The sequence below is a fragment of the Bacillus sp. FSL R5-0286 genome (genome assembly GCF_038593245.1).
Taxonomy (GTDB): domain Bacteria; phylum Bacillota; class Bacilli; order Bacillales; family Bacillaceae; genus Bacillus; species Bacillus altitudinis.
In genome coordinates, this window is record NZ_CP151977.1 from 760427 (window position 1) to 783607 (window position 23181).

Annotated in this window: 22 protein-coding genes; 16 read left to right on the top strand and 6 right to left on the bottom strand. The window is 43.3% G+C overall.

The window, feature by feature from the left end:
* Positions 1 to 2 precede the first annotated feature (2 nt).
* Positions 3 to 380, bottom strand: a complete 378-nt coding sequence (locus tag NST24_RS03765) for a YfmB family protein (RefSeq protein ID WP_173407840.1) — start codon at positions 378 to 380, stop codon at positions 3 to 5.
* A 221-nt stretch (positions 381 to 601) separates the two neighbouring features.
* Here NST24_RS03765 and NST24_RS03770 point away from each other — a divergent pair, with 221 nt between their 5' ends.
* The 12 genes from NST24_RS03770 to NST24_RS03825 all read left to right on the top strand — a co-directional run bounded on the left by NST24_RS03770 (position 602) and on the right by NST24_RS03825 (position 17711).
* Positions 602 to 949 carry a general stress protein gene (locus tag NST24_RS03770; RefSeq protein ID WP_007496775.1) on the top strand — a complete coding sequence of 116 codons (348 nt, stop codon included), beginning with the start codon at positions 602 to 604 and terminating at the stop codon, positions 947 to 949.
* 918 nt (positions 950 to 1867) lie between these two features.
* Positions 1868 to 2524, top strand: coding sequence for a methyltransferase domain-containing protein (locus NST24_RS03775; RefSeq protein ID WP_008343184.1), 657 nt, complete (start codon positions 1868 to 1870; stop codon positions 2522 to 2524).
* A gap of 517 nt (positions 2525 to 3041) precedes the next feature.
* Positions 3042 to 3767, top strand: a complete 726-nt coding sequence (locus NST24_RS03780; RefSeq protein ID WP_017360404.1) for a GTP cyclohydrolase II — start codon at positions 3042 to 3044, stop codon at positions 3765 to 3767.
* 32 nt (positions 3768 to 3799) lie between these two features.
* Positions 3800 to 4603, top strand: a complete 804-nt coding sequence (locus tag NST24_RS03785) for an SUMF1/EgtB/PvdO family nonheme iron enzyme (RefSeq protein ID WP_024718589.1) — start codon at positions 3800 to 3802, stop codon at positions 4601 to 4603.
* A gap of 4 nt (positions 4604 to 4607) precedes the next feature.
* Positions 4608 to 6365 (top strand): WD40 repeat domain-containing protein, encoded by a 1758-nt coding sequence (locus NST24_RS03790; RefSeq protein WP_342462348.1) that lies wholly within the window; start codon positions 4608 to 4610, stop codon positions 6363 to 6365.
* A 281-nt stretch (positions 6366 to 6646) separates the two neighbouring features.
* Complete coding sequence (gene ribD / locus NST24_RS03795) at positions 6647 to 7729, top strand: bifunctional diaminohydroxyphosphoribosylaminopyrimidine deaminase/5-amino-6-(5-phosphoribosylamino)uracil reductase RibD (RefSeq protein ID WP_342462349.1); 1083 nt, start codon at positions 6647 to 6649, stop codon at positions 7727 to 7729.
* Positions 7730 to 7845: 116 nt separating this feature from the next.
* On the top strand, positions 7846 to 10980 hold the full coding sequence (locus tag NST24_RS03800) for an exosporium glycoprotein BclB-related protein (RefSeq protein ID WP_342462350.1): 3135 nt from the start codon (positions 7846 to 7848) through the stop codon (positions 10978 to 10980).
* 142 nt (positions 10981 to 11122) lie between these two features.
* A complete protein-coding gene (locus NST24_RS03805; RefSeq protein WP_212361153.1) occupies positions 11123 to 12718 on the top strand; it encodes a sensor histidine kinase in 1596 nt (531 codons plus the stop codon).
* 3 nt (positions 12719 to 12721) lie between these two features.
* Positions 12722 to 13420 (top strand): response regulator, encoded by a 699-nt coding sequence (locus NST24_RS03810; protein ID WP_025206910.1) that lies wholly within the window; start codon positions 12722 to 12724, stop codon positions 13418 to 13420.
* A 2-nt stretch (positions 13421 to 13422) separates the two neighbouring features.
* Entirely contained in the window at positions 13423 to 14400 is a 978-nt protein-coding gene (locus NST24_RS03815) for a tripartite tricarboxylate transporter substrate-binding protein (protein WP_342462351.1), read from the top strand.
* A 190-nt stretch (positions 14401 to 14590) separates the two neighbouring features.
* The gene (locus tag NST24_RS03820) at positions 14591 to 15889 is read left to right on the top strand and encodes a citrate:proton symporter (RefSeq protein WP_024719341.1); all 1299 of its coding nucleotides are present in this window, start codon (positions 14591 to 14593) and stop codon (positions 15887 to 15889) included.
* Between the two features lie 181 nt (positions 15890 to 16070).
* Positions 16071 to 17711, top strand: a complete 1641-nt coding sequence (locus NST24_RS03825) for a M14 family metallocarboxypeptidase (protein WP_342462352.1) — start codon at positions 16071 to 16073, stop codon at positions 17709 to 17711.
* A 63-nt stretch (positions 17712 to 17774) separates the two neighbouring features.
* On the opposite strand, the gene NST24_RS03830 is transcribed toward NST24_RS03825, so the two are convergent.
* A complete protein-coding gene (locus NST24_RS03830) occupies positions 17775 to 18260 on the bottom strand; it encodes a phenolic acid decarboxylase (RefSeq protein WP_008341777.1) in 486 nt (161 codons plus the stop codon).
* A 113-nt stretch (positions 18261 to 18373) separates the two neighbouring features.
* Between NST24_RS03830 and NST24_RS03835 the strand changes: the two genes are divergently transcribed.
* The 3 genes from NST24_RS03835 (at position 18374) to NST24_RS03845 (ending at position 20668) form a co-directional block, all read left to right on the top strand.
* Complete coding sequence (locus tag NST24_RS03835) at positions 18374 to 18931, top strand: PadR family transcriptional regulator (RefSeq protein WP_039168079.1); 558 nt, start codon at positions 18374 to 18376, stop codon at positions 18929 to 18931.
* A gap of 104 nt (positions 18932 to 19035) precedes the next feature.
* Positions 19036 to 20142 carry a nitric oxide synthase oxygenase gene (locus NST24_RS03840; RefSeq protein ID WP_024719345.1) on the top strand — a complete coding sequence of 369 codons (1107 nt, stop codon included), beginning with the start codon at positions 19036 to 19038 and terminating at the stop codon, positions 20140 to 20142.
* A gap of 100 nt (positions 20143 to 20242) precedes the next feature.
* Positions 20243 to 20668: a hypothetical protein gene (locus NST24_RS03845; protein ID WP_342462353.1), complete on the top strand. Its 426-nt coding sequence runs from the start codon at positions 20243 to 20245 to the stop codon at positions 20666 to 20668.
* A 14-nt stretch (positions 20669 to 20682) separates the two neighbouring features.
* Here NST24_RS03845 and NST24_RS03850 read toward each other — a convergent pair whose 3' ends face one another.
* A complete protein-coding gene (locus tag NST24_RS03850; RefSeq protein ID WP_039962563.1) occupies positions 20683 to 20955 on the bottom strand; it encodes an acylphosphatase in 273 nt (90 codons plus the stop codon).
* A 122-nt stretch (positions 20956 to 21077) separates the two neighbouring features.
* On the opposite strand from NST24_RS03850, the gene NST24_RS03855 reads away from it, so the two are divergent.
* Positions 21078 to 21728, top strand: coding sequence for an MOSC domain-containing protein (locus NST24_RS03855; protein ID WP_017358777.1), 651 nt, complete (start codon positions 21078 to 21080; stop codon positions 21726 to 21728).
* A gap of 41 nt (positions 21729 to 21769) precedes the next feature.
* On the opposite strand, the gene NST24_RS03860 is transcribed toward NST24_RS03855, so the two are convergent.
* The 3 genes from NST24_RS03860 to map all read right to left on the bottom strand — a co-directional run bounded on the left by NST24_RS03860 (position 21770) and on the right by map (position 23076).
* Positions 21770 to 21907 (bottom strand): YflJ family protein, encoded by a 138-nt coding sequence (locus NST24_RS03860; RefSeq protein WP_008341771.1) that lies wholly within the window; start codon positions 21905 to 21907, stop codon positions 21770 to 21772.
* 134 nt (positions 21908 to 22041) lie between these two features.
* A complete protein-coding gene (locus NST24_RS03865; protein WP_008341770.1) occupies positions 22042 to 22203 on the bottom strand; it encodes a hypothetical protein in 162 nt (53 codons plus the stop codon).
* A 123-nt stretch (positions 22204 to 22326) separates the two neighbouring features.
* The gene (gene map, locus NST24_RS03870; protein WP_008341769.1) at positions 22327 to 23076 is read right to left on the bottom strand and encodes a type I methionyl aminopeptidase; all 750 of its coding nucleotides are present in this window, start codon (positions 23074 to 23076) and stop codon (positions 22327 to 22329) included.
* Between the last annotated feature and the right edge of the window lie 105 nt (positions 23077 to 23181).

Consider the following 23181-nt stretch of genomic DNA (forward strand, 5'->3'; position numbering starts at 1 on the left):
GACTACTTTTTTTGAAGAGAGACAGAAAGGAGCGGCGGGAGACAACCAAACAGTTGATACTCATCCGCATCACGTTCTTTTAATAAATATTCATTTGCATTTTGCATGGAGGCTTTCATCATATCGTGCGTCACAAAAGGAAAAAGGATATTTAAATATGAGGACAACAGGTCTTGTGGATCTTGTTCGATTGACTCGATATCTCCAATGTTAATAATAATAGAAAAGAGATAATCGATGCAGATGTGAAAGTGCTGTTCAGCAAACAAAGTAAGCGACTTTGCTTTTGATTCTTCAGGATTCCATTTTTGAAAAAGCTGTTTCACCAAATCACTGACAACCCATGCATTAAACTGCTGCTCAGCTGAAAAATAATACATCAGCTCCACCCCATTTCTAGCCTCCAGTATAAGAATTGTACAACAAATGACAAGGAATGAATACAATTTTTCAGAAAATTTAGTCATTTTTATAGTCTTTTTGTCAAAAATAAGTCCATAGACGCATTAAGTTCACAGAGTAAAATGGATGTGCTGGAGGAAGGTTTAATGACAAAAGTGACGGGTAAAAGATTCGTAAGACGTTAAAGGAGGAATAATAAATGAAACCTGTTGTAAGAGAGTATTCAAATGATGAAACACTTCAAAGAGATGTGGAGCAATTAAAACAACTCGGTGTTGCAAGAGAGGACATTTATGTTCTGTCCCATGACGATGATCGAACTGAGCGTATTGCAAGCAACGCAGATGCCAATACGATAGGTCCAAAAGAAGTTGGACTCAAGCATGCGGTTGGAAACATCTTTAGCAAAAAGGGAGATGAACTCCGTAATAAGATTCACGAAATTGGTTTCTCAAAAGAAGAAGCTGAGACATTTGAAGAACATTTAGACGAAGGAAAAGTTCTTCTCTTTGTGACTGACCATGAAAAAGTGAAAAATTGGGCATAAACGCCATCGTAAAAAGCCTCTTACTTTTGTAAGGGGCTTTTTTTCATGCTGCGATAATTAAAATCTACCATCTGTCTTTTTCACTATAATAAGAAAGGTTGGAAAATTGGGATAAACAGTAAAATGTCTAATTGAAAATATAAAAATATCAAAGGATACCATCAAAAAAATGAAAAAAGTAGTGAAAATATCACAAAAAACCATTCGGGAAATAATTATGATATCTTTATTTTTATTTCAAAATGAAATAAAAAACTTGTGTAATTTAGTAGATAAATTTCTTAGTTCTATTGGTTTAAGTTGTATTTTTGTGTAGAAATAAGTGTTTTAAGGTCAAAAAACCACAAAATATACCTGTATTTTCAATTAGAAAATCATTCTAATGTTTAGGAAATAATTTGTTGACAAAATAATCTAAAAACAATATATTTGGCTTAATCAAGTCATTATGGAAGTAGTTGTTAAATTTTTGATAGGTGGATTTCAGGATCAATTCGGTAAATGATGATGCATTAAGACCTGAGGCAGAGCGATACGGAAGAAATATCTATTAGACAAAAAGAAATGGATGATAGATAGCTTAGAATGGTAGATTCGTTTTTCTACTATGCCTATTTCTCAATGATATTGTTCAAGGTATTCAGAGGATCATCATAAAGAAAACGCTTTCTAAACGCTATTAAGGAGGTGAACCCATATGAAGAAAATGTATAACAAACTGAGGCGCTGTAATAGTTGAATGGCTGTGGTTGTATGTGAAGATGAGTGCTGAAAAAGAAGAGTGACATGTGGGATGCTTCTCTCCTTTTTCAGAAAACAGATTTCCTAAAAAATCCATCTTTCATTTTATCATAAGGCTTTTTGCTTGAAAACCACCTTTGTTAGGAAAGGTGATTGTGAATTGAAGGAGGTCACGTGATGAAAAAGGCTTTGTATCATGAAGACAGCGGGTTGTATTTAGAGAAAATGCGCATGGCTTTTCAAGAACACTATGAGCAAAGAACAGATATGTGGTCCACTGATCCATCATTAACAGATGCTGCTGTGATGTCTCTCAAGGCATGGCGTTCCAGGGAAAAGGATGCACTTGCTTCTGTGCTGGATATCGGCTGCGGGAACGGCAGGGCTCTTGAACATTTACAAGGACTGTCGGCATATACCGGCATTGACCTTTATGAGCATGAGGAATGGCAAGGATTAAAGAAGAGAAAAGAGGTTCCTGTCCATTTTTATCATCAAGATTTTATGTCCTGGTCGATGAATCAAGGGCGCGAGCTGACGTTTGATCTGATTTTAGATCATGGCTGCTTTCACCATCAGCACCCTGATGACCACGAACGATACTTAAAGCAGATTTCCTCGCTGCTTCATGAAGGTGGTGTGTTTTCCCTTGTTGTATGGGGAGAAGAGTGGAAAACAGGCTTAATCGGAGAAGATGGACGCTTCCATTTTTCATTCTCAGATACTCAGCTTGGAGAAAAGATTTGTACATCAGGACTTGAGCTCGTTTCGATTACACCATTACAAGCGAAGGCTGGGATCAGCCAGCATCATGTCATTGCTGTCAAAATCTAGTGCAAAGGAGGATAAACGCGATGTTTGATGTGATGGTTCTTGGTGCATACCTAGGCGGGTGTCATGCTTCAATCAATGTAGCTGAATTGAAGTACGGACTATTCATCCAATCAAAGGGTACAACCGGATGACGTGCATTTGAAGGACCAGAGCTTCTAGTAAAGGAGAAAGCAGCTCGAAGCTAGCAGAGATATTCTTTTAGAGAAAGAGCATGTCAGTTTCCATTCAAGAATCATCAAATGGTGTTGCTCTCTTACAGAGAATACAGCGTATGAAGCTCGATTTCTGCTCCTTTGTACTGGACAAGTGACAGTCTAAAAAGAGTCTTTATGAAAGGTACTGATGGATGATTGGCATCGCACATCTATTCAGCCAGTATGACAGGAAATTTCTCCTGAGCCATGATTCTAGCTGGAACCGGTGCTCAGGATGCAAAGGGAGTGCATACACATATTCATCACGCCATCACTGCGCTGAGAGAGTTCAATGGGGTGCAGTGATGAATAGGGGGAGACAAATGAACAAGTTTGTAGCTGAACTACAATCAATGATTCATCATTTTACATTTCAAGAAAAACACTATTTGCTCGTGGGGCCAGTGAACCTGCCGATCTCTATTGAACATGAAGAAGTGCAGTTTACATGGTATGCCTTTGCGTCTGTAGAAGCTGATACAACGCCAACGGTTGAGTCTATTGTACAAATGAGTACCGAGCAGCAAACATTTTCCTCTTGTCTCCTTTTTGGCGACTTTGAAAATGAAGTGCCGCCGCTTGTGCGAATTCATAGTGTCTGCCAAACAGGGGATGTGTTTGGGTCACTGAAATGTGATTGCGGTCCACAGCTTGCATCATCGCTAAAAAAAATCACCGATTACGGAAAAGGCATGCTTGTGTATATGGCCAATCAAGAAGGGCGCTCTATTGGGCTAATGGCCAAAGCCTTCACGTATAAATTACAGGAAATGAAACTGGATACATTTGAGGCGAACAGGTTGATCGGCTGCGGAGATGATGATCGGCATTACGAGGAAGCAGCGGCTGTCTTGCACTATTTAAACAAAGGGAAACCATTGCATCTCTTAACCAATAATCCAGATAAAGTCGATTCCATTGCTGCTTACGGTCTTCCGGTTTTACGGTTTGATCATACGGTAGAAGCCTCTCTCTATAATGAAGCATATTTAAAGGCAAAAGCAGCATCAGGGCATATGGTCGATGAGAAGAAATTAATTAATCAGTAGATGAGTTTATTTAAAGAAGGCGGGAGAAAAGCGTGAAACCTGATATCAATTGGATTCAAATCCCAAGCGGCTATGCGACGATTGGAAGTAATGAAGAAGATATGAAAAAGGCATCAGAATTTTGGAAGGACAAACTTCTGAATCCAGCCTATGGCCGTGAGAAAAAATTTCAAAAATGGCTGTACAAAGAATTTCCATCTTATCAGCCGTATATGAGCGAATTTTTCATCTCAGATACGGTTGTCACCAATGAATGGTATCAAAGCTATTGCGACGAGACAGGAAAGCCTTATCCAGAGAGCTTGACGAACCTAGAACTTGGCGGGGGAAAAGACCATCCAGCTTGGGGCATGGACATCGAGGAAGCTTTCTCATTTTGTCAGTGGCTGAGCGGGAAGCTTGGATATGAGGTATCGATCCCTACTGAGGAAGAATGGGAATATGCTGCCAGGGGTAATACGAGACATCAATATCCTTGGGGAGATGAGTTTGATCCCTCTTACTGTAATACGCACGAATCAAATATTGAAAAAACGACACCTGTCCGTCATTACGAAAAAGGAAGATCTCTATTTGGACTATATGATATGGGTGGCAATGTCGAAGAATGGGTCAACACCAAGTATCACATATATGAAGGCGGAATTGAGGTTGTAGATGATTTAACCGAGACACTCGGCAGTGATTACTACATTTTAAAAGGTGGCTCCTTCGCAAGAGGCGGAGATTTATGCAGAGTCGCAAGAAGACACGGGAAACACCCAGACCCTGTTTTTCGATTTACTGGTTTTCGTGTAGTTACTCGTCAAAAACAACATATAAAGGTGGGAGTGTAAAACCATGCATAGAGGACCGATTACATCCGTTTTATCAACTCAGCATGACCAAATTGTCTACACAGGTGGCTATGACCGCTGTATTTATAAATGGGACCGTGCCACGGGAGAAGGAACATTCATTGGCAGTCACGAGCATATCATCAACTCTTTATCCCTTTCGGAAAATGGAACGTATTTAGCGAGTGCATCGTCAGACTATACCATTCAATTATATGATACTAGCACACATACAAGAATTCGTACGCTATATGGTCATGCGGATGACGTGGAAGCTGTCGCATTTGCAAAGCAGGATACGCTTCTTGTATCGGTGTCCAGAGACAGAAGATGCTTAGTTTGGGATATTGAAACGGGAGCCATTTTAAGAGAATTTCATGGACATAGCAAGGATGTATTAGCTGTATGGATTCATGAGGATAAAGCTTATACAACTGGTGACGATGGCTATGTCCTTGTATGGCTCTATGAAACAGGAGAAATTGTAGGTGAAATTGGCCCGTTTGATTATGAGCTGGATACCATCAGCGGCAGCAATCAAAAAGAAGTATTCGCCCTTGGTAGAGACGATGGCACGGTCATCATTTATGATGCCGCTACATTACAGGAGAAAAAAATCATTAAAGCTCATTTACAAGGTGTGAAACGTGTAAACTTTTCGCCGAGCGGTAACTACTTGCTTACAGCGGGTTATGACCATTTAATTAAGCTGTGGAATTATGAAACCGGTGATTTAATTGATACGCTGCTGCCTCATAAATATCAATGGGAGCGCTCGCTTGTTTGGACAGAAGACGAGCAAGCCATTTTAGGAGCCAGCTTTGGGAAAACGTATTGTGAATGGTCAATTCAAGAAGGAAAAGTGATCTCTGATGAGCAGGAATTGGCGACACCTTCTATTAATGATATTGCGTTGACTGAAGCGGGTGATATTATCACTGCATCAGATGACGGAAAATTCAGAAAGAATGGAATCGAAATCGCAAAATCAACAGGTGTTCTCACAAATGGAGTGGCTGTTGCACGGGATGGAAGCTATTATGCATGGGGCGATCATGCGAGTCAGGTGCATATTGTACACGAGTCATTGCAGCAAATGGTCTCTTTTGATCTCAACACAGGTCCTGTCAATAGTGTGTATTTCCATGAGGAGGATCGTCAATTTTATATCGGCACTTATGGCGGTTATGTGCATGTCATTTCGACAGAACACTTAAAGGAAATTGGCCGTTCTAAAGCACATGATTGCGCGGTCAAAGCATTAAAGGTAGAAGGAGATCATATCATCACAGCGGCAGTTGAAGGAACCATCTGTCTTCTCGATAAAAAGAGTTTGTCCTTAACAGCAGAATATATCGGGGCGACAGAGCTGTTAAATGATGTATTTATTGATAGCAAAAGAGATCGTATTGCCATTGTCAGCCGTGATAAAAACGTCCGATTGTTTGATTTGCATACAGGCAGAATTTTAATTCAGCACAACGAGCATCAATATTCCATTAAATCCATCACTGTGACAGACTCTGGCTATATTGTGAGCGGAGACTATTGGGGGTATATTGTGGTATGGAATCCAGAGCTAGATGTCAATACAGGTCCGATTCGAATTGCTAAGAATGGTATTAGTGCCATTAGACAACTAGGAAATGATGTGTATGCAAGCTCATATGACGGTGGTATTTATCATATTCGAGAAGATGGCACACATACGGAAGTACTGCGCTTATTTGAACAATTTCCGAAAGAAGTAATCTCTCATTAAGAAAAAGAATGTAAGCGGGGGATTCTCATGATAAGTGTTTGCAAGGAACATATGAAAAAAGGTCTGACTGTACTCAATTGTCCGCATGTGCTCCTCATTAATAAATATGAATGTCGCAAATGCTGTTTTTGTAAACAACGAGCATCATATAAACTGTTTTATTCCTTGCCTTACTATGATCGATCTGAAAAGAAACGGCTTGAGAAAGTATAGTACATGAGAATAGAACTCCTTCATTTTCTGAAGGAGTTCTTTCCCTTGAGAGAAGAAAGGAGCCCGAGATGAAAGACGATGTTTTTTATATGAAGCTGGCGATTGCCAACGCGAAGGCGATGAAAGGACAAACCTCACCCAATCCGCTTGTTGGTGCAGTGATTGTTCAGAGCGGTGAGATCGTTGGGATTGGTGCGCACATGAAGGCGGGCGAGCCTCATGCTGAAATTCATGCGCTGCAAATGGCAGGAGAAAAGGCGAAGGGAGCTGACATGTATGTGACACTCGAACCTTGTACACATCACGGAAAAACAGGCCCTTGCACCGAAGCGATCATCAAAAGTGGAGTGAAGAAAGTGTTGATTGCCACCCAAGATCCGAATCCGGTTGTTGCAGGTAAAGGAATTGCCTTTTTGAAAAAGGCTGGAATTGAAGTGGAGCAAGGGATATGTAAACAGGAAGCAGATCGTTTAAATGCGCCTTTTTTTCATTTGATGCAAACAAACCTTCCTTATGTCATTTTAAAATCAGCTATTTCGATAGATGGGAAAATTGCCACGGCTGATCAAGAAAGCAAATGGATCACTGGAATAGAAGCGAGAACAGAAGTGCAGCGCTTACGTCAAGAAGTAGATGCGGTGCTGACAGGAGTGGAAACGATTATTCAAGATGATGCCGGCTTAATTGTAAAGGATTTATTCAACCATCAGCCCATTCGTGTCATTTTAGATTCAACATTAAGGATACCGCTTCATGCCAAATGCTTAACAGATCATAGGGCAGAAACCATAATTTGTACATCACAAGATTATGATCATCAAAAGTATCAACAGTTGATACAAAAAGGTCATCAAGTATTTGTCACAAGCGGAGAACACCGGACAGATCTTCAGGATGTGTTACACCTGTTGAAGAAGCGCTCTGTGATGTCAGTGCTTGTAGAGGCAGGGGGTAGTGTGAGTGCGTCATTTTTAGAAGCATCCCTTGTGAACGAAGCTGTTATCTATATGGCACCTTTATTAATCGGAGGGAAAGATGCACCTACTTTTTTTGAAGGAGAAGGTGTGAAGAAACTAAAAAAGGCGATCCGTCCAGCGGATATTGAATATAGTATGGTAGGAAAAGATTTAAAAATGACGATGACATTTTAACGATGGAAAGAGGTCCTTGCACGTAGAGTGCAAGACCTTTCAAATTTTTTGATAAAAATAAAATTGTACATACACCTTTATCGATCATGATGAATACGATGGATGGGGGTGATTCTATGAGAAAATGTAGACAATGCGGAAAGATATACCCAACTCATTCGACAGACCACTACCAAAAAGGAAGCTGGTATGATGCGTATAAGGATGATGGCTGGGAATGTGATAGTTGTAAGAAAGGTAAATCAGACAAACCAAGGAAACCAGTAAAAAATCCATGCTGCGGAAAAGATCCTTGTGTGTGTGTCATTCAAGGACCGCCAGGGGGAAGAGGAAGGAGAGGGCCAGCAGGTCCGGCGGGTCCAGCGGGTCCAGCCGGCCCGGCAGGTCCACAAGGCCCAACAGGCGTTGGGTTAACAGGGATTGTAGCATTTGATCCAGCGGTAGCCCCGGCGTATCCAGTAGGTCAAGTGGTGACATATGATGGCAGTACGTATGTGGTAAATTCAGCACCACCAACAGGTACGCCTGATACATCGCCGGATTATACGCTTTTAGCAGCTGCGGGCGCAACAGGTACAGGACCAACAGGTGTCACCGGAGATCCAGGTCCGACGGGTGCAACAGGAGCCACTGGTGTAGGTCTAACTGGAGTCGTTCCTTTTGATGCGGCAGCGGCACCAGGATATCCATTGGGTCAAGTAGTGACATATGAAGGTGGAACGTATCTTGCAAACACAGCATCACCAACGGGTACACCGGATACATCACCAGATTATACGCTTCTAGCCGCTGCGGGTGCGACAGGAGATACGGGTGCAACCGGAGCAACAGGAACAGGAGCAACAGGAGATACAGGCGCAACTGGAGCGACCGGAGCCACAGGAGATACGGGTGCCACAGGAGCAACAGGAACAGGAGCGACTGGCGCTACTGGAGATACAGGCGCAACCGGAGCGACCGGAGCCACAGGAGATACGGGTGCCACAGGGGCAACAGGAACAGGAGCGACCGGCGCTACTGGAGATACAGGTGCTACAGGAGCGACCGGAGCCACAGGAGATACGGGTGCCACGGGAGCAACAGGAACAGGAGCGACCGGTGCTACTGGAGATACAGGCGCAACCGGAGCGACCGGAGCCACAGGAGATACGGGTGCCACAGGGGCAACAGGAACAGGAGCGACCGGCGCTACTGGAGATACAGGTGCTACTGGAGCGACCGGAGCCACAGGAGATACGGGTGCCACAGGGGCAACAGGAACAGGAGCCACGGGTGCAACGGGAGATACGGGAGCGACTGGAGCAACCGGAGCCACGGGTGCAACGGGAGATACAGGAGCGACAGGAGCAATCGGAGCGACCGGTGCAACGGGAGATACGGGAGCGACCGGAGTAACCGGAGCCACAGGAGTAACGGGAGATACGGGAGCGACCGGAGTAACCGGAGCCACAGGAGCAACAGGAGATACGGGAGCGACCGGAGTAACCGGAGCCACAGGAGTAACGGGAGATACGGGAGCGACCGGAGTAACCGGAGCCACAGGAGCAACGGGAGATACCGGGGCAACCGGAGTAGGGTTAGCTGGTATTTTGGCATTTGACCCAGCAACAGCTCCAACCTATCCAGTAGGTCAAGTGGTGACATATGAAGGTGGAACTTATATCGTAAATACAGCGCCACCAACTGGCACACCAGATACGTCTCCAGATTATACGTTATTGGCAGCCGCAGGTGTGACAGGCGCCACGGGAGATACAGGAGCGACCGGAGTAACCGGAGCCACAGGTGTAACGGGAGATACGGGAGCGACCGGAGTAACCGGAGCCACGGGTGCAACGGGAGATACGGGAGCGACTGGAGTAACCGGAGCCACAGGAGCAACGGGAGATACGGGAGCGACTGGAGTAACCGGAGCCACAGGTGTAACGGGAGATACGGGAGCGACCGGAGTAACCGGAGCCACAGGTGTAACGGGAGATACGGGAGCGACCGGAGTAACCGGAGCCACAGGTGTAACGGGAGATACGGGAGCGACTGGAGTAACCGGAGCTACAGGTGCAACGGGAGATACGGGAGCGACCGGAGTAACCGGAGCCACGGGTGCAACGGGAGATACGGGAGCGACCGGAGTAACCGGAGCCACGGGTGCAACGGGAGATACGGGAGCGACCGGAGTAACCGGAGCCACGGGTGCAACGGGAGATACGGGAGCGACCGGAGTAACCGGAGCCACGGGTGCAACGGGAGATACGGGAGCGACTGGAGTAACCGGAGCCACAGGTGTAACGGGAGATACGGGAGCGACCGGAGTAACCGGAGCCACAGGAGCAACGGGAGATACCGGGGCAACCGGAGTAGGGTTAGCTGGTATTTTGGCATTTGACCCAGCAACAGCTCCAACCTATACAGTAGGTCAAGTGGTGACATATGAAGGTGGAACTTATGTCGTAAATACAGCACCACCAACTGGCACACCAGATACGTCTCCAGATTACACGTTATTGGCAGCCGCAGGTGTGACAGGCGCCACGGGAGCAACCGGTGTCACCGGAGATACAGGTCCAACAGGAGCGACCGGAGTAACCGGAGCCACAGGTGTAACAGGAGATACGGGTGCAACAGGGGCTACAGGCGCCACAGGTGCGACAGGTGTAACAGGAGATACGGGTGCAACAGGGGCTACAGGAACAGGAGCCACGGGCGCAACCGGTGCAACAGGAGCCACAGGTGCGACAGGATCAAGTGCGATTATTCCATTTGCATCTGGTACGCCAGCTGTTTTAACCACAATCGCAGGCGGTCTAGTTGGAACATCTAGCTTGGTCGGATTCGGTAACTCGGCGACAGGTGTCAGTATTGTAGGCGGAATCATTGATTTAACCGGAGCAGCAGGCACATTGTTGAACATGGCATTCTCCGTTCCAAGAGCAGGAACCATTACTTCATTTGCCGGCTATTTTAGCACGACAGCAGCCCTTTCTTTAGTTGGCACGAGTATTACTGTAACTGCTAGTCTGTTTGCTTCACCGACACCAAATAACAGCTTCACTCAAGTAGCGAGCGTCACATTGGCTCCAGCGTTAACCGGGATTTTAACGCTAGGGGCTATTACAAACGGCATCGCTACTGGTTTAAATGTACCAGTCACACCAGAAACAAGATTACTTGTCGTATTCTCGGCATCAGCTACAGGTCTTTCCTTAGTGAATACCGTAGCAGGCTATGCAAGTGCTGGTTTATCCATCACGTAATAGGCACACAGGGATGACTCAATACTGAGTCATCCTTTTTTTGTCTGTGTGAATTTTCTCTTAACTTCATGAGAAAAAATGATATGATTTTCTTAGAGTCTATTCGGGTGAATCTACTGAATTAGGGGTTGTGGCGGTGAGGATGGGCAAAAGGAAAGTCACTTTACAAACAAAAATTTTGGGGTTAATTATTGGTCTTTTACTTGTTGTTATTGCCTTATTGACCATTTGTTTTGGTTTTTTGCAGACATCAGAAAGGCAGAGCCAAGCTGAACAGCTGGCGGTGCAAACTGCTAGAACGATATCTTATATGCCGCCTATTAAAACATCGGTGGCCACGGGAGATTCGCAAAATGAAGAACAGGCTGTGCTTGAGCAAATGAAGGAGCAAGTAAGAGCACATGCCATTTTCATCACCAATCAAAAAGGAAAGGTTCTTTTTCATACGAATCATGAGGATGTAGGGAAAACCATCAGTGTGTCGGAAGGAAGAAGTACACTGCTATTTGGAGGAACCTCCATATCAACGGGTGATTCTGATGGTGAAACCGTTGTCAGAGGAAGTGCTCCGATCATGAAAGAAACTGGCAGTTATGAAGAGATTATTGGGACAGTCAGTGTCGAATTTTTAAAAAGAGATATCGATCAAGCGACAGCTCATCAACTATTCAAATTAAGTTATATTGCCCTTCTTGTGCTCTTGCCTGGGGTTTTTGGAGCGATTTTTTTAACAAGGAGTATTCGAAAAGATATATTAGGGCTTGAACCGCATGAAATTGCTTCATTATATCGAGAAAGAGAAGCGATGCTGCATGCGATTAAAGAGGGAATCATTGCATTTGACCGTAAAGGTGCCATTACGATGATGAATACGTCAGCTGAACAGATGCTGCGCGTCTCTTCAACGCTGCCTCTTCATATTGATCAAGTGTTGCCAAATGCCAATCTTCTTTCCTATCTAAAGGTAGAGATGATTGAACCTAACATAGAATCAGTCGTCAATGATAAAACCTTCGTGCTAAATGTCAAAAAAGTGGTGCAGGACAATCGAGTATTTGGAGGAATTGTGAGCTTCAGGGAGAAAACCGAGCTGACAAAGCTGCTGGATACATTGACAGAGGTCAGTCAATATTCAGAAGACCTTAGAGCACAAACACACGAATTTTCGAATAAGCTGTACGCTATTTTAGGCTTGCTTGAGTTGAAACAAGTGGATGAAGCCATTGAGTTAATTAAAGAAGAGTATACACTTCAAAATCGCCAGCATGATTTACTCATGAAGCAAATTCGCTCTCCGAAGATACAAGCCATTTTACTTGGGAAGTTAGGAAAGGCATCTGAGAAAAAGGTTCATTTTCACATTGATGAAAATAGTTCATTGGAGCCGCTCCCAGCCCATTTAAGTTTATCTCACTTTATTACCATCATTGGCAATCTCGTAGACAATGCGTTTGAGGCTGTATTGAATAAAGAGAAAAGAGAAGTCAGCTTGTTCATCACAGATATTGGATTTGATATTATCATAGAGGTATCTGATTCAGGGGACGGTGTAGATGAAGGAGCCATTTCACAACTTTTCACAAGAGGACATTCATCAAAGGGAGAAGGGCGAGGTTATGGACTTGCCAATGTCAAAGAAGTGCTAGATGAACTTGGGGGCTGGATTGAAGTTGCGAACCAAAAAGAAGGCGGTGCCATCTTCACTGTTTACATACCGAAAGGCACAAAGGGGGAATAGGTTGTGATAAAGGTACTCATTGCGGAAGATGATTTTCGAATCGCTGCGATTCATGAATCTTATATACAAAAGGTACAAGGCTTTCAAGTGGCCGGCAAGGCAAAGAGTGCAAAGGATCTGTGGGAGGCACTTCAAAAAGAACAAGTGGATCTCATTTTACTTGATGTCTACATGCCTGATGAGCTCGGTACGAACCTTTTGCCGCTGTTAAGAGAGCGCCATCCTGAAGTGGATGTGATCATTATCACGGCTGCAACGGAAACGATGCTGTTAAGAGACGCATTGCATTATGGAGTCGTTCATTATTTAATCAAACCAGTGACCGCCCAAAAATTCACGCAGGTTTTAACCGAATATAAAGAGAAGAGAGAGTTAATCAATTCAAAAGAGGAAGTCAATCAAACGATGATTGATCTGTTTTTTGGTCAAATACAGGAAGAATCGCAGCAAAAGGATGAGCGAGACTTGCCAACAGGCATTAATTCACTGACTTTGGACAAAGTGAAAACATTCATGGCAGCAGAGATGAACGGAATTACAGCGGAAGAACTCGGAGAAAAAATGGGCGCATCACGTACAACAGCAAGACGATACGTAGAGTATCTTGTGACAACGGGAGAATGCCGGGCAGAGCTGGCGTATGGAATCATTGGTAGACCAGAACGAAAATATTATCCCGCCAAAAAACAAACGGAGTCATAAAAATGAAAAAAGGAATACTCTTACTCATTTTGGTCTGCCTTTGTACAACGCTCACCTTTAATGAAAAAACAGCAAAAGATTCTTTTCTGGAGCACAGCCCATTATATATTGTGGTATCAGGTGTACCTGATGGCGGATTTGACCAAACAGCTCAAGTGATGAAAACCGTACTAGAACAAGAAAAGCTGGTGAAGGAGCCTGTGCATATTCTTTATCAAAGAGGCGGAACGGTTGATAAAGGATGGACCTATATGATGGAGCGAGATGCCAATTATATTAGTTTAAATTCAAGCTTATTATTAAGCCGTAATTTGCTGGGCAGCAGTAACGTGACCATGAATGATGTCACCCCGCTTGCTATTCTTGCGGAAGAGTGGCAGGTAGTCGCAGTGCCAGTTGATTCTCCTTTCTCAAATGGAAAGGAGCTATTACACGCATTAAAAAAGAAACCAGATTCCTTAAAAATTGGGTTTGCCCCGGACTTTGGAAATGATGATCAAATCTCATTTGCACGGGCTGCCGAAATGGCAGGAATTGATCCGTACCGCATTCAGTTTTTAAAATTTGATAGTGCAGATGATTTATTCCAAGCGCTCATTGACCATGAGGTAGATGCGGCAACTACGACCTTTACGGAGGTTCGCCATGATTATGAAAAGAAAAGACTGAAGCTTGTTGCGACCACAACGAATCAGCGTTTAGAAGGATTCAAAGACGTGCCCACTTGGAAGGAACAGGGGATTCCGCTCATCTTCTCTCATTGGCGTGGTGTGATGGGACCAAAGCAAATGAATCAGCACGACATTCGAGCATGGGATCAGCTTCTTCAAAAAATGACGCAAACGAAGTCATGGAAAAATCAGTTAAAACAAAAAGGCTGGACAGGCCGCTATATGAACAGTAAAGAAGCAAAGGTCTTTATGGAAGATCAATTAAGGCGATATGAGCAATTTATACAAGGAGAAAAAGCGGTCAAATAAGACCGCTTTTTTTCATGGAACCAACAAACAACACAATTGCACAAAATGAACAAAAAGCATTTATCGACCAAAAAAGAATTAAAATTCATAATATTTACTTCAATTCAGGCGTCAGATATCATGACAGAAAGGGTTGGAAATGGGATACCAACATTTAATGAAAGCGTATACAACATAAGGGGTGAACAAAATGTTAGCGATCTTAGGATTTCTTATGATGGTTGTATTTATGGTTTTAATTATGACGAAACGTATGTCTGTTCTAACGGCATTGGTATTAACACCGATTGCATTTGCTCTTATTGCAGGTTTTCATTTTACAGAAATTTCAGACATGATTGTCAAAGGTGTACAGCAAGTTGCACCAACGGCGGTCATGATCATGTTTGCCATTTTGTACTTCGGGATTATGATTGATGCAGGTTTATTTGATCCGATGGTGGCAAAAATTTTAAACATCGTCAAAGGCGATCCATTAAAAATTGTTGTCGGAACAGCTGTCCTGACGATGCTTGTCGCACTTGACGGTGATGGAACCACAACGTACATGATTACAACAACAGCGATGCTTCCGTTATTTACACTGCTTGGCATTCGTCCGATTATTTTAGCGGGTATCGCCGGAGTCGGCATGGGGATTATGAATACGATTCCATGGGGAGGGGCAACACCTAGAGCGGCAAGTGCACTTGGCGTTGATCCATCACTTTTATTTGGCCCGATGATTCCAGTCATTGGCGCAGGGGTTTTGAGCATGATTGTGGTGGCATACTTTCTTGGGAAGTCTGAAAGAAAACGTCTTGGTGTTATTGAGCTCGAACAGCCGATTCATGCAAATGAAATGGCAGCGGCACTGCAAGATGATATTAAGCGACCGAAACTTTGGTGGTTTAACCTGACACTGACTTTGCTATTGGTTCTCTTGCTAGTGTCAGGAAAAGTAAGCTTAACGGTTCTGTTTGTTCTTGCCTTCTGTGTTGCCATTATCGTGAACTATCCGAATTTAGAGCAGCAGCGTGAGCGGATTGCGGCTCATTCAACAAATGTTTTGGCGATTGCTTCGATGATTTTTGCGGCAGGTGTTTTTACAGGCATCTTAACTGGGACGAAAATGGTTGATGAAATGGCGATTTCGATTGTTTCAGCTATTCCAGAGCAGCTTGGCGGGTTTATTCCAGTCATTGTCGCGCTAACAAGCGGGATCTTCACTTTCTTTATGCCGAATGATGCATACTTTTATGGGGTACTGCCGATCCTATCAGAAACAGCGGCAGCATACGGTGTCGATAAAATTGAGATTGCGAGAGCATCTATCATTGGTCAGCCGATTCATATGTTAAGCCCACTTGTTCCATCGACTCATTTACTTGTTGGACTCGTTGGGGTATCACTAGATCAGCATCAGAAATTTGGCATGAAATGGGCGGTTCTTGCAGTCGTCGCCATGACGGTGATGGCGGTTCTCATTGGGGCCATTTCGATCTGGTAATGAGAAGAGTGTCTGCTGCTTATGCAGGCGCTCTTTTTTAGGTCCTATTGCAGGGCAAGCTCCATTCATTTGCCCTATATAAAGCCATACATGATTCCTCCAAAAGATATATTTTTGAAAAATGCTGACACTTTTGCTGTTTTTTTCTTTATAATGCAAATCAACGAAGGGAGAGGATAGCATGTCCAAACAGAAAAGTACCATTCTTTTTGCTGCTGTATGCCTCATGGCAGGAAGTTTGTCGATGGTGACCCCAGCTTCAGCGAATGCAGAGACCCCTTATTATGGAAAAAGCTATGAGCAGCCAGCCTCGGTTCAAAAACTGTATCCTGAGCCTGACGAAACGTTTGATACCCCTGCTTTTCAGAAAAAAGGAAAAGCATTTACCACACAAGAAGAGCTTCAAGATTTTTTACGTGACATTGTCAGTAAAAGTCCTTACGCCACGCAGAAACAGATTGGAACATCCATTGAAGGCAGGTCCATTCCAGCCCTCTATTTTACAAAGGATCGCCACATCTCTCCACTGTCAAAAAAGCCAACGATCTGGCTTCAAGCACAAATACACGGAAATGAACCAGCCTCCGGTGAATCTGCCCTTGTCATCGCCAAACGACTAGCAGGTGATGAAGGAGAGCGTATACTGAGCCATGTCAACGTCATCATTGTCCCAAGAATCAACCCAGATGGTTCTTATGCATTTGACCGCAGGCTTGCAAACGGAATGGATGGCAACCGTGACCACATGACATTAGAATCTCCAGAGCTGACAGCCCTTCATCAAGAATTTAATCGCTTTGCACCCGAGGTCGTCATCGATGCCCATGAATATGATGTCGGTCAAAAGCAGTTCGAAGACATCGGTGCATCAGGTGCTCTCAAGTATCACGATTTGCTGATATTATCCGGTAAGAATTTAAACATTCCTGAAAGCATTCGATTAACGTCAAATGAATTGTACGTCAACGGAGTGCGTGAAGCATTGACGAATAAGGGATTTTCCAACGATTTATATTATACAAACACAAGAGGGAAGGACGGAAAGATCGACCTTTATGAAGGCGGAACCGATGCACGAATTGGCCGAAATGCCCTGGCGCTTTCACCAGCTTTATCATTTCTTGTAGAAAGTAGGGGGATTGGAATTGGCAGAGAGGACTTTACTCGGCGTGTGGCAGCACAAGTCACCACTCATGAAAAAATCATTGAGACAACAGTGAAGCATGCTAAGCAGGTGAAGCAGCAAATGGTGACGGAGCGGCTGAAACTTGTGAAAAAAGGTCTTCAATCAAACGATGATGATCAAGTAGTCATTCAAGATGCTTTCAAGGCGCCTGTGAACGATTCACTTGAAATGGTGGATATTGAGAAAGGACAAACCACCAATGTCCCAGTGCGTTTTCATAGTGCAAGTGATGCGGTTCCTGTATTGACAAGAGAACGGCCAACAGCTTATCTCATTCTCCCTGGACATGAAGGGGTAGATCGAAAACTTAGAGCTTTAGGACTGAAAAGTGTGACTTTGCCAGTTGGCATGAAAGTGCCAGTTCAAGCCTATGAGGTGACAAAACGAGTGGAAACAAGCAAAACAGATATTCAGCTTGAAACGAGACTCGTTGAAAAGAAACGTCAGCTACCAAAAGGAACAAAGGTATATGTGACTGCACAGCCAGAGACCAATTTGTTGTCACTTGCCCTTGAACCAGAATCAAAAGACAGCTATATGTCATCAGGTTTTATTGCATCGAAAGTAGGCGATGAACTACCAGTTTACCGATTCTTGTTATCTCAAAAGACGTTAGGTATAAATAAAAAGGACTAAAATCAAGTTCATTTTAGCCCTTTGTCAACCACCCTAGAAGCGGCACAGTGCGTGCCGCTTTTTCTATTTTCGTCCAGCTCTGATCTCATCGGTCATGCCTTCATACGGCGCTTCTGCGATAATCGTTTCATCGTTTACCCCAGCATGGTGGATGTACGTAATGTCTGCGAATTCTGGTACGACATACTTCGGATAGGTTTCATATTTTTCACGGGATTCTTTCATGAGGTCGATATAGTCATTTTGATAGCAAACGGTGATATCTGGACGTTCATGCACCCATTTTGGGAAGAAAATGACGCCATGCATACGTTTCTCTTCAGGCATAAAGTTCAAAGACACGTCTGTCCCAGTCGGTTCCGTCCAGGAAACTTTGTATACCCCTTTTGTCAGTTTCACAATATTCACTTCTTGATCACGAACCCAGCGGCCTCCAACCATTCCGCTATGAATGCGGTAATCAATGGTGTGATCATTTTTAATGTAAATCTCATATTCCCAGCCATTTTCATACGTATAAATCATATGAAGTCCAACGAATTGATCCATGTTTATTCCTTCTTTCAATTAAAATGATGTTGTTTCAAACATGTCATAATTTACATATTTATTTTAGGGTGTATGGTATACTATTGTCAAAGAATATGCGTTGGAGGCATGTCATGAGAGTACTGAAATATGCCATTCTTGGCTTACTAGATCAGCGTGAGCTGACGGGATACGATATGAAGAAACACTTTGAAGATTCCCTTGGACAGTTTTGGAGTGCGAAGCATAGTCAAATATACCCTGAATTAAAGCGGCTAACAGAAGAGGGTTTTATTGAATTTGATATTCACATACAAGGAAAGAAGCTAGAGAAGAAGGTCTATCAAATCACTGATGCAGGAAAAAGAGAACTGCATGAGTGGTTAAGGAAAAAAGGCCCGATTCCAGACACAACAAAAGATGAATTTATGTTAAAAACGTTCTTTATCTCATCTATGGATCAAAAAGAAGCGGCCGGTCTCTTCTCACATCAGCTGCAGGAGCGAACAAAGAAAGTAGAGATGCTTGAACAGAAACTGAACGTTTTAACAGAAGAAGATCCATCTGCCCAATCACTGCATTCAACACAATTCGGGCATTATTTAGTGCTGACAAGAGCAATTGAAAGGGAAAAAGGGTATGTTCGCTGGCTCCAAAAGACCCTTGAAGTCATTGATTCATCCATTGTCTAAGGACAATCGTCGCACGTTATGATAAAAAATGGTTTGAAACAAGTGAATTTATCAATAGAAACCGCTACAATGGATATATTCGTATTAAAGTGAGGCGAGTATGTTTGAGTAACCAAGAAGCGTTGTGGAATGAAGCAGAAGCTTTTATTTCTGTATGCTATGAAGAATTAGGCAAGTCAAATGAAGAAAAAGCAGCACGTCTGCATGAAATAAAAAAAGAAATTGAGTCTGACGGGATGTATACTCATACGCAGGAAGAATTAGCTCACGGGGCAAAAATGGCATGGCGCAACAGCAACCGGTGCATTGGGCGCTTGTTTTGGTCAACACTGCATGTGCATGACTGCCGGCATGTGACAACAGAAGATGAGGTGAAAGAGGCACTCTTTCATCATATTGAGTATGCGACAAATGGGGGTAAAATCAAACCGTCCATTACCATCTTCCCACCAGAGAATAAGGGGCGGAAGGAAGTCGTTATTTATAATCATCAGCTCGTTCGTTATGCGGGATATGAGTCGGAATATGGCATCATTGGGGACGAGGCATCACTTGAATTAACCAAGTTGTGTGAAGCGCATGGCTGGAAAGGCGAAGGCACGCATTTTGACCTTCTGCCACTTATGTTTCAGCTAAAAGATCAGCCGCCGGTTCTGTATGATCTTCCGAAAGAGATCGTTCAAGAGGTAGAGATCACCCATCCTGAATATGATGGATTCGGTGATTTAGGACTGAAATGGTATGCTGTTCCGATTATTGCTGATATGAAATTAGAAATTGGTGGCATTCATTACAATGCGGCACCGTTTAATGGATGGTATATGGGAACAGAAATTGGCGCACGAAATCTAGCTGACGAAAACCGCTACAATATGCTGAAGAAAGTCGCTTCTATTTTAGGACTGGACACGACAAAGAATGCGTCACTTTGGAAGGACAAAGCCATTGTCGAGTTGAATGTGGCGGTTCTTCATTCTTACCGGGAAGCAGGGGTGACCATTGTGGATCATCATACAGCTGCCCATCAGTTCAAACAATTTGAAAAACAGGAAGAAAAGGCTGACCGTAAGCTGACTGGTGATTGGACATGGCTGATTCCGCCAGTATCACCAGCTGCTACGCATATCTTCCATCGTCACTATGACAATACGATCGTGAAACCGAATTATTTTTATCAGGAAAAACCCTACCACGGGACGGAAAGAGCCTAGCGAAAAGCTAGGTTTTTTTGTATGAAATGAGTCTTTTGAATGTTGTTTGATTTGGAAAATGATGGTTTAATGTCGGTGGAATCAAAAAGGGGGAATATAGATGAAAAAAATGACGTTGCTCATATTTTTGGCTGTATTCGGTTTCAACGGATTTCTACCGCTAGGTGATGAGAGAGCTAAAGCAACTACTGGAACAATGGTTCAGAATGACATCGATTTAAAGGTGACAACCGATCGTTCAACTTATACTTCGCTTCATCCTCAGGTCAACGTCAACATGACCGCAACAACAAATGAAACACTTTATTATACAGCTGCTATTCGAAAACTTACTTTCCCAGTGACACCAGTCTTTACACACGAAAAGTCTATCTCTGGACAAAACGCTTTCGCAGCACCTACTCGTTTATTACTTCCTAACAGTGGATCAGCCAACTATGATGTTCATGTGAGTCTCTACAAAGATGTTTCACGTACAACCTTGATTGGTTATTATGTTGCAAACCCATTTACTGTTGTGAAATAAAGGATACACATCAACTATCCTCTAATCCGAAAGTCTTGATAATGGGCGAACTTGGTGAGCGGCTCCATGTCCAAATGTGTGACTTTTGAAAATGGACTACCTTTACGCACGGTCTCTAAAAAGTCAAAAACCTCCTGCTGCTCTCCTTCTACTTTTAACTCCACGTGACCCTCATCTGTGTTGCGTACCCAGCCTTTTATCCCTCGATTGACGGCCTCTCCTTGAACAAAATATCGAAAACCGACTCCTTGCACTCGTCCTTTTACAATAGCGTGATAATGAACCAATGTCATCTCTCCTTTTTTCTCATCGTACCATAACCTGCCTCGTTCCTTCACGTACCGACTATGATTTGACTGTCAAACCATGTAAAATAAAAACAATCAGACAATCAAAGGAGATGGCAAGAGTGGGGCAGACAAGGTACGACATTGAAGGAATTCAAGTAGGACAACCTATCACCACCTATGTGAATGGTAAAGAAATCAAAACAGCCATCAACAAAAAGCGTATTCACGAGCCTGTTTATTTGAGTAAGCTCAATTTTGATGGAGATGGTCAGGGTGATTTGGTCCATCACGGAGGTGATGATAAAGCCATTTGCGTCTTTCCATATGATCACTATACTTATTTTGAGCAATTTTTAGGAGTGTCGTTACAGGAGGCAGCTTTCGGTGAGAACGTGACCGTGCATCAGCTTGTAGAGACAGAAGTCCGTATTGGAGATGTATTTCAGTTTGGGGAAGCGATTGTTGAGGTCAGTCAGCCAAGACAGCCGTGTGTGAAGCTCTCTCTTAAGCATGGAAACATGAAGCTTGTGAAGGAAGTGCAGCAAACGGGATATACCGGTTTTTATTTGCGTGTGCTGAAAGAAGGAATGGTCTCTCCTGATGAAGCTCTTGTGTTAGTCGAAAAAGCGCCCCATCCCATCACTGTCCACGAAGTCAATGAAGTTAAATACCGTCAAGTAGATCAAAACAGGCTGAAAGCAGTTCTTGACGTAGATGCCTTAGCAGATGTGGTCAGGAAGTCTTTAGAAAAACGTGTTCAGCCCATATAAAAAAGCCGTACATCTGATATGGATGTACGGCTTTTCAACATTTAAGAGCTCGTTTTCTTTTGCTCAAGAAGATTTGCAAGGAAATAAGTTTTAAAGCTTTGAAGCTTTCTTCCTTCATGCTTGGTCACACCAAGCTTCTTTAATTCTTCGACATACCAGCCTTTGCTACCATAATGCATGATAGAAAACTCCTTTCAATGGAAACTGCCTGCATTGTAACATCTCAAAAAAGGACGTGAAAAGTGTGCAGGTGTTTAGAAATGAAAACTGATTCTATCTGCCTATGATCCATGTATATGCTGGAAATAATTATTTATGAATTTGGCGGGTTGAGGGTAACAATGATCATGCCGACTGTCATAATCATGATGACAATACCGAGGTAGGTCATCATGGATTGTTTTTTCTTAATACCTACAACCGTTAAAATAATACTTTCAATAAAGAAGATAACACCGATGATGATGAACCACATATCAAATAAGACCCCTTTCGCATATCTTTGCCTATTTTACCACAGGCATTTTTGTTTAGTCGTGACAGATTCGTGAAACGGGCATGAAAAAATCCCCTCCAGTGAAGGAAGGGACCCGCTTGCTTACAGCTTTGTTAAAATAATCGGTTCGTCTTTTGTGATCACAATCGTATGTTCAATCTGTGCGACCAGGCTCTTATCAGGTGTTTTAAATGTCCAGCCGTCATCCGCTTGATATATCGATTCAGCATTTGTTGAAATGAAAGGTTCAAAGGCGATGACTGTCCCATTCTTAAACAAAGCATTATCGAATGGATCATAATAGTTCAAAATATGGTTAGGTGCTTCATGCAGGCTTTTCCCAATACCGTGTCCTGTCAAGTTCTTAATGACGGTAAATCCTTGTTCTTTCGCTGTATTGTAGACCGCACGGCCAATTTGATTTTGTCTTTTACCGGCTTTCGCGTGCTTTAATCCTTCAAGGAATGCATCCTCTGCACACTGGCATAATGCTTCAAGACGAGCATCTCCTGTACCTAAAACGAATGAAATCCCAGTATCGGAATAATATCCATCAAGCTCTGCTGAGATATCAATATTAATGAGGTCGCCCTCTTGTAAAATGGTTTTTTCACTTGGAATGCCATGTGCGACTTCATCATTGACACTGATGCAAGTCGTACCGGGGAAATCATATTCTTTTTCAGGAGCTGAATTGGCTCCATGCTCTTCTAATATTTTTTTCCCAATCAAATCTAATTCTTTTGTAGACATGCCTGGTTTCGCTTGGCTTTTCATTTCTTCTCTTGCCAAAGCGACAATTCGGCCGACTTTTTTTAAGGCTTCTAACTCATGATCATGTTTGACAATCACTGTTCATTCCCGCTTTCTATAACTTCATTCTATTCAATAGCTTACCACATTTTACGCCAAAAGAGTAAAGGGTGAGATTCGGGTGAGATGTGGACAAATTGGTAT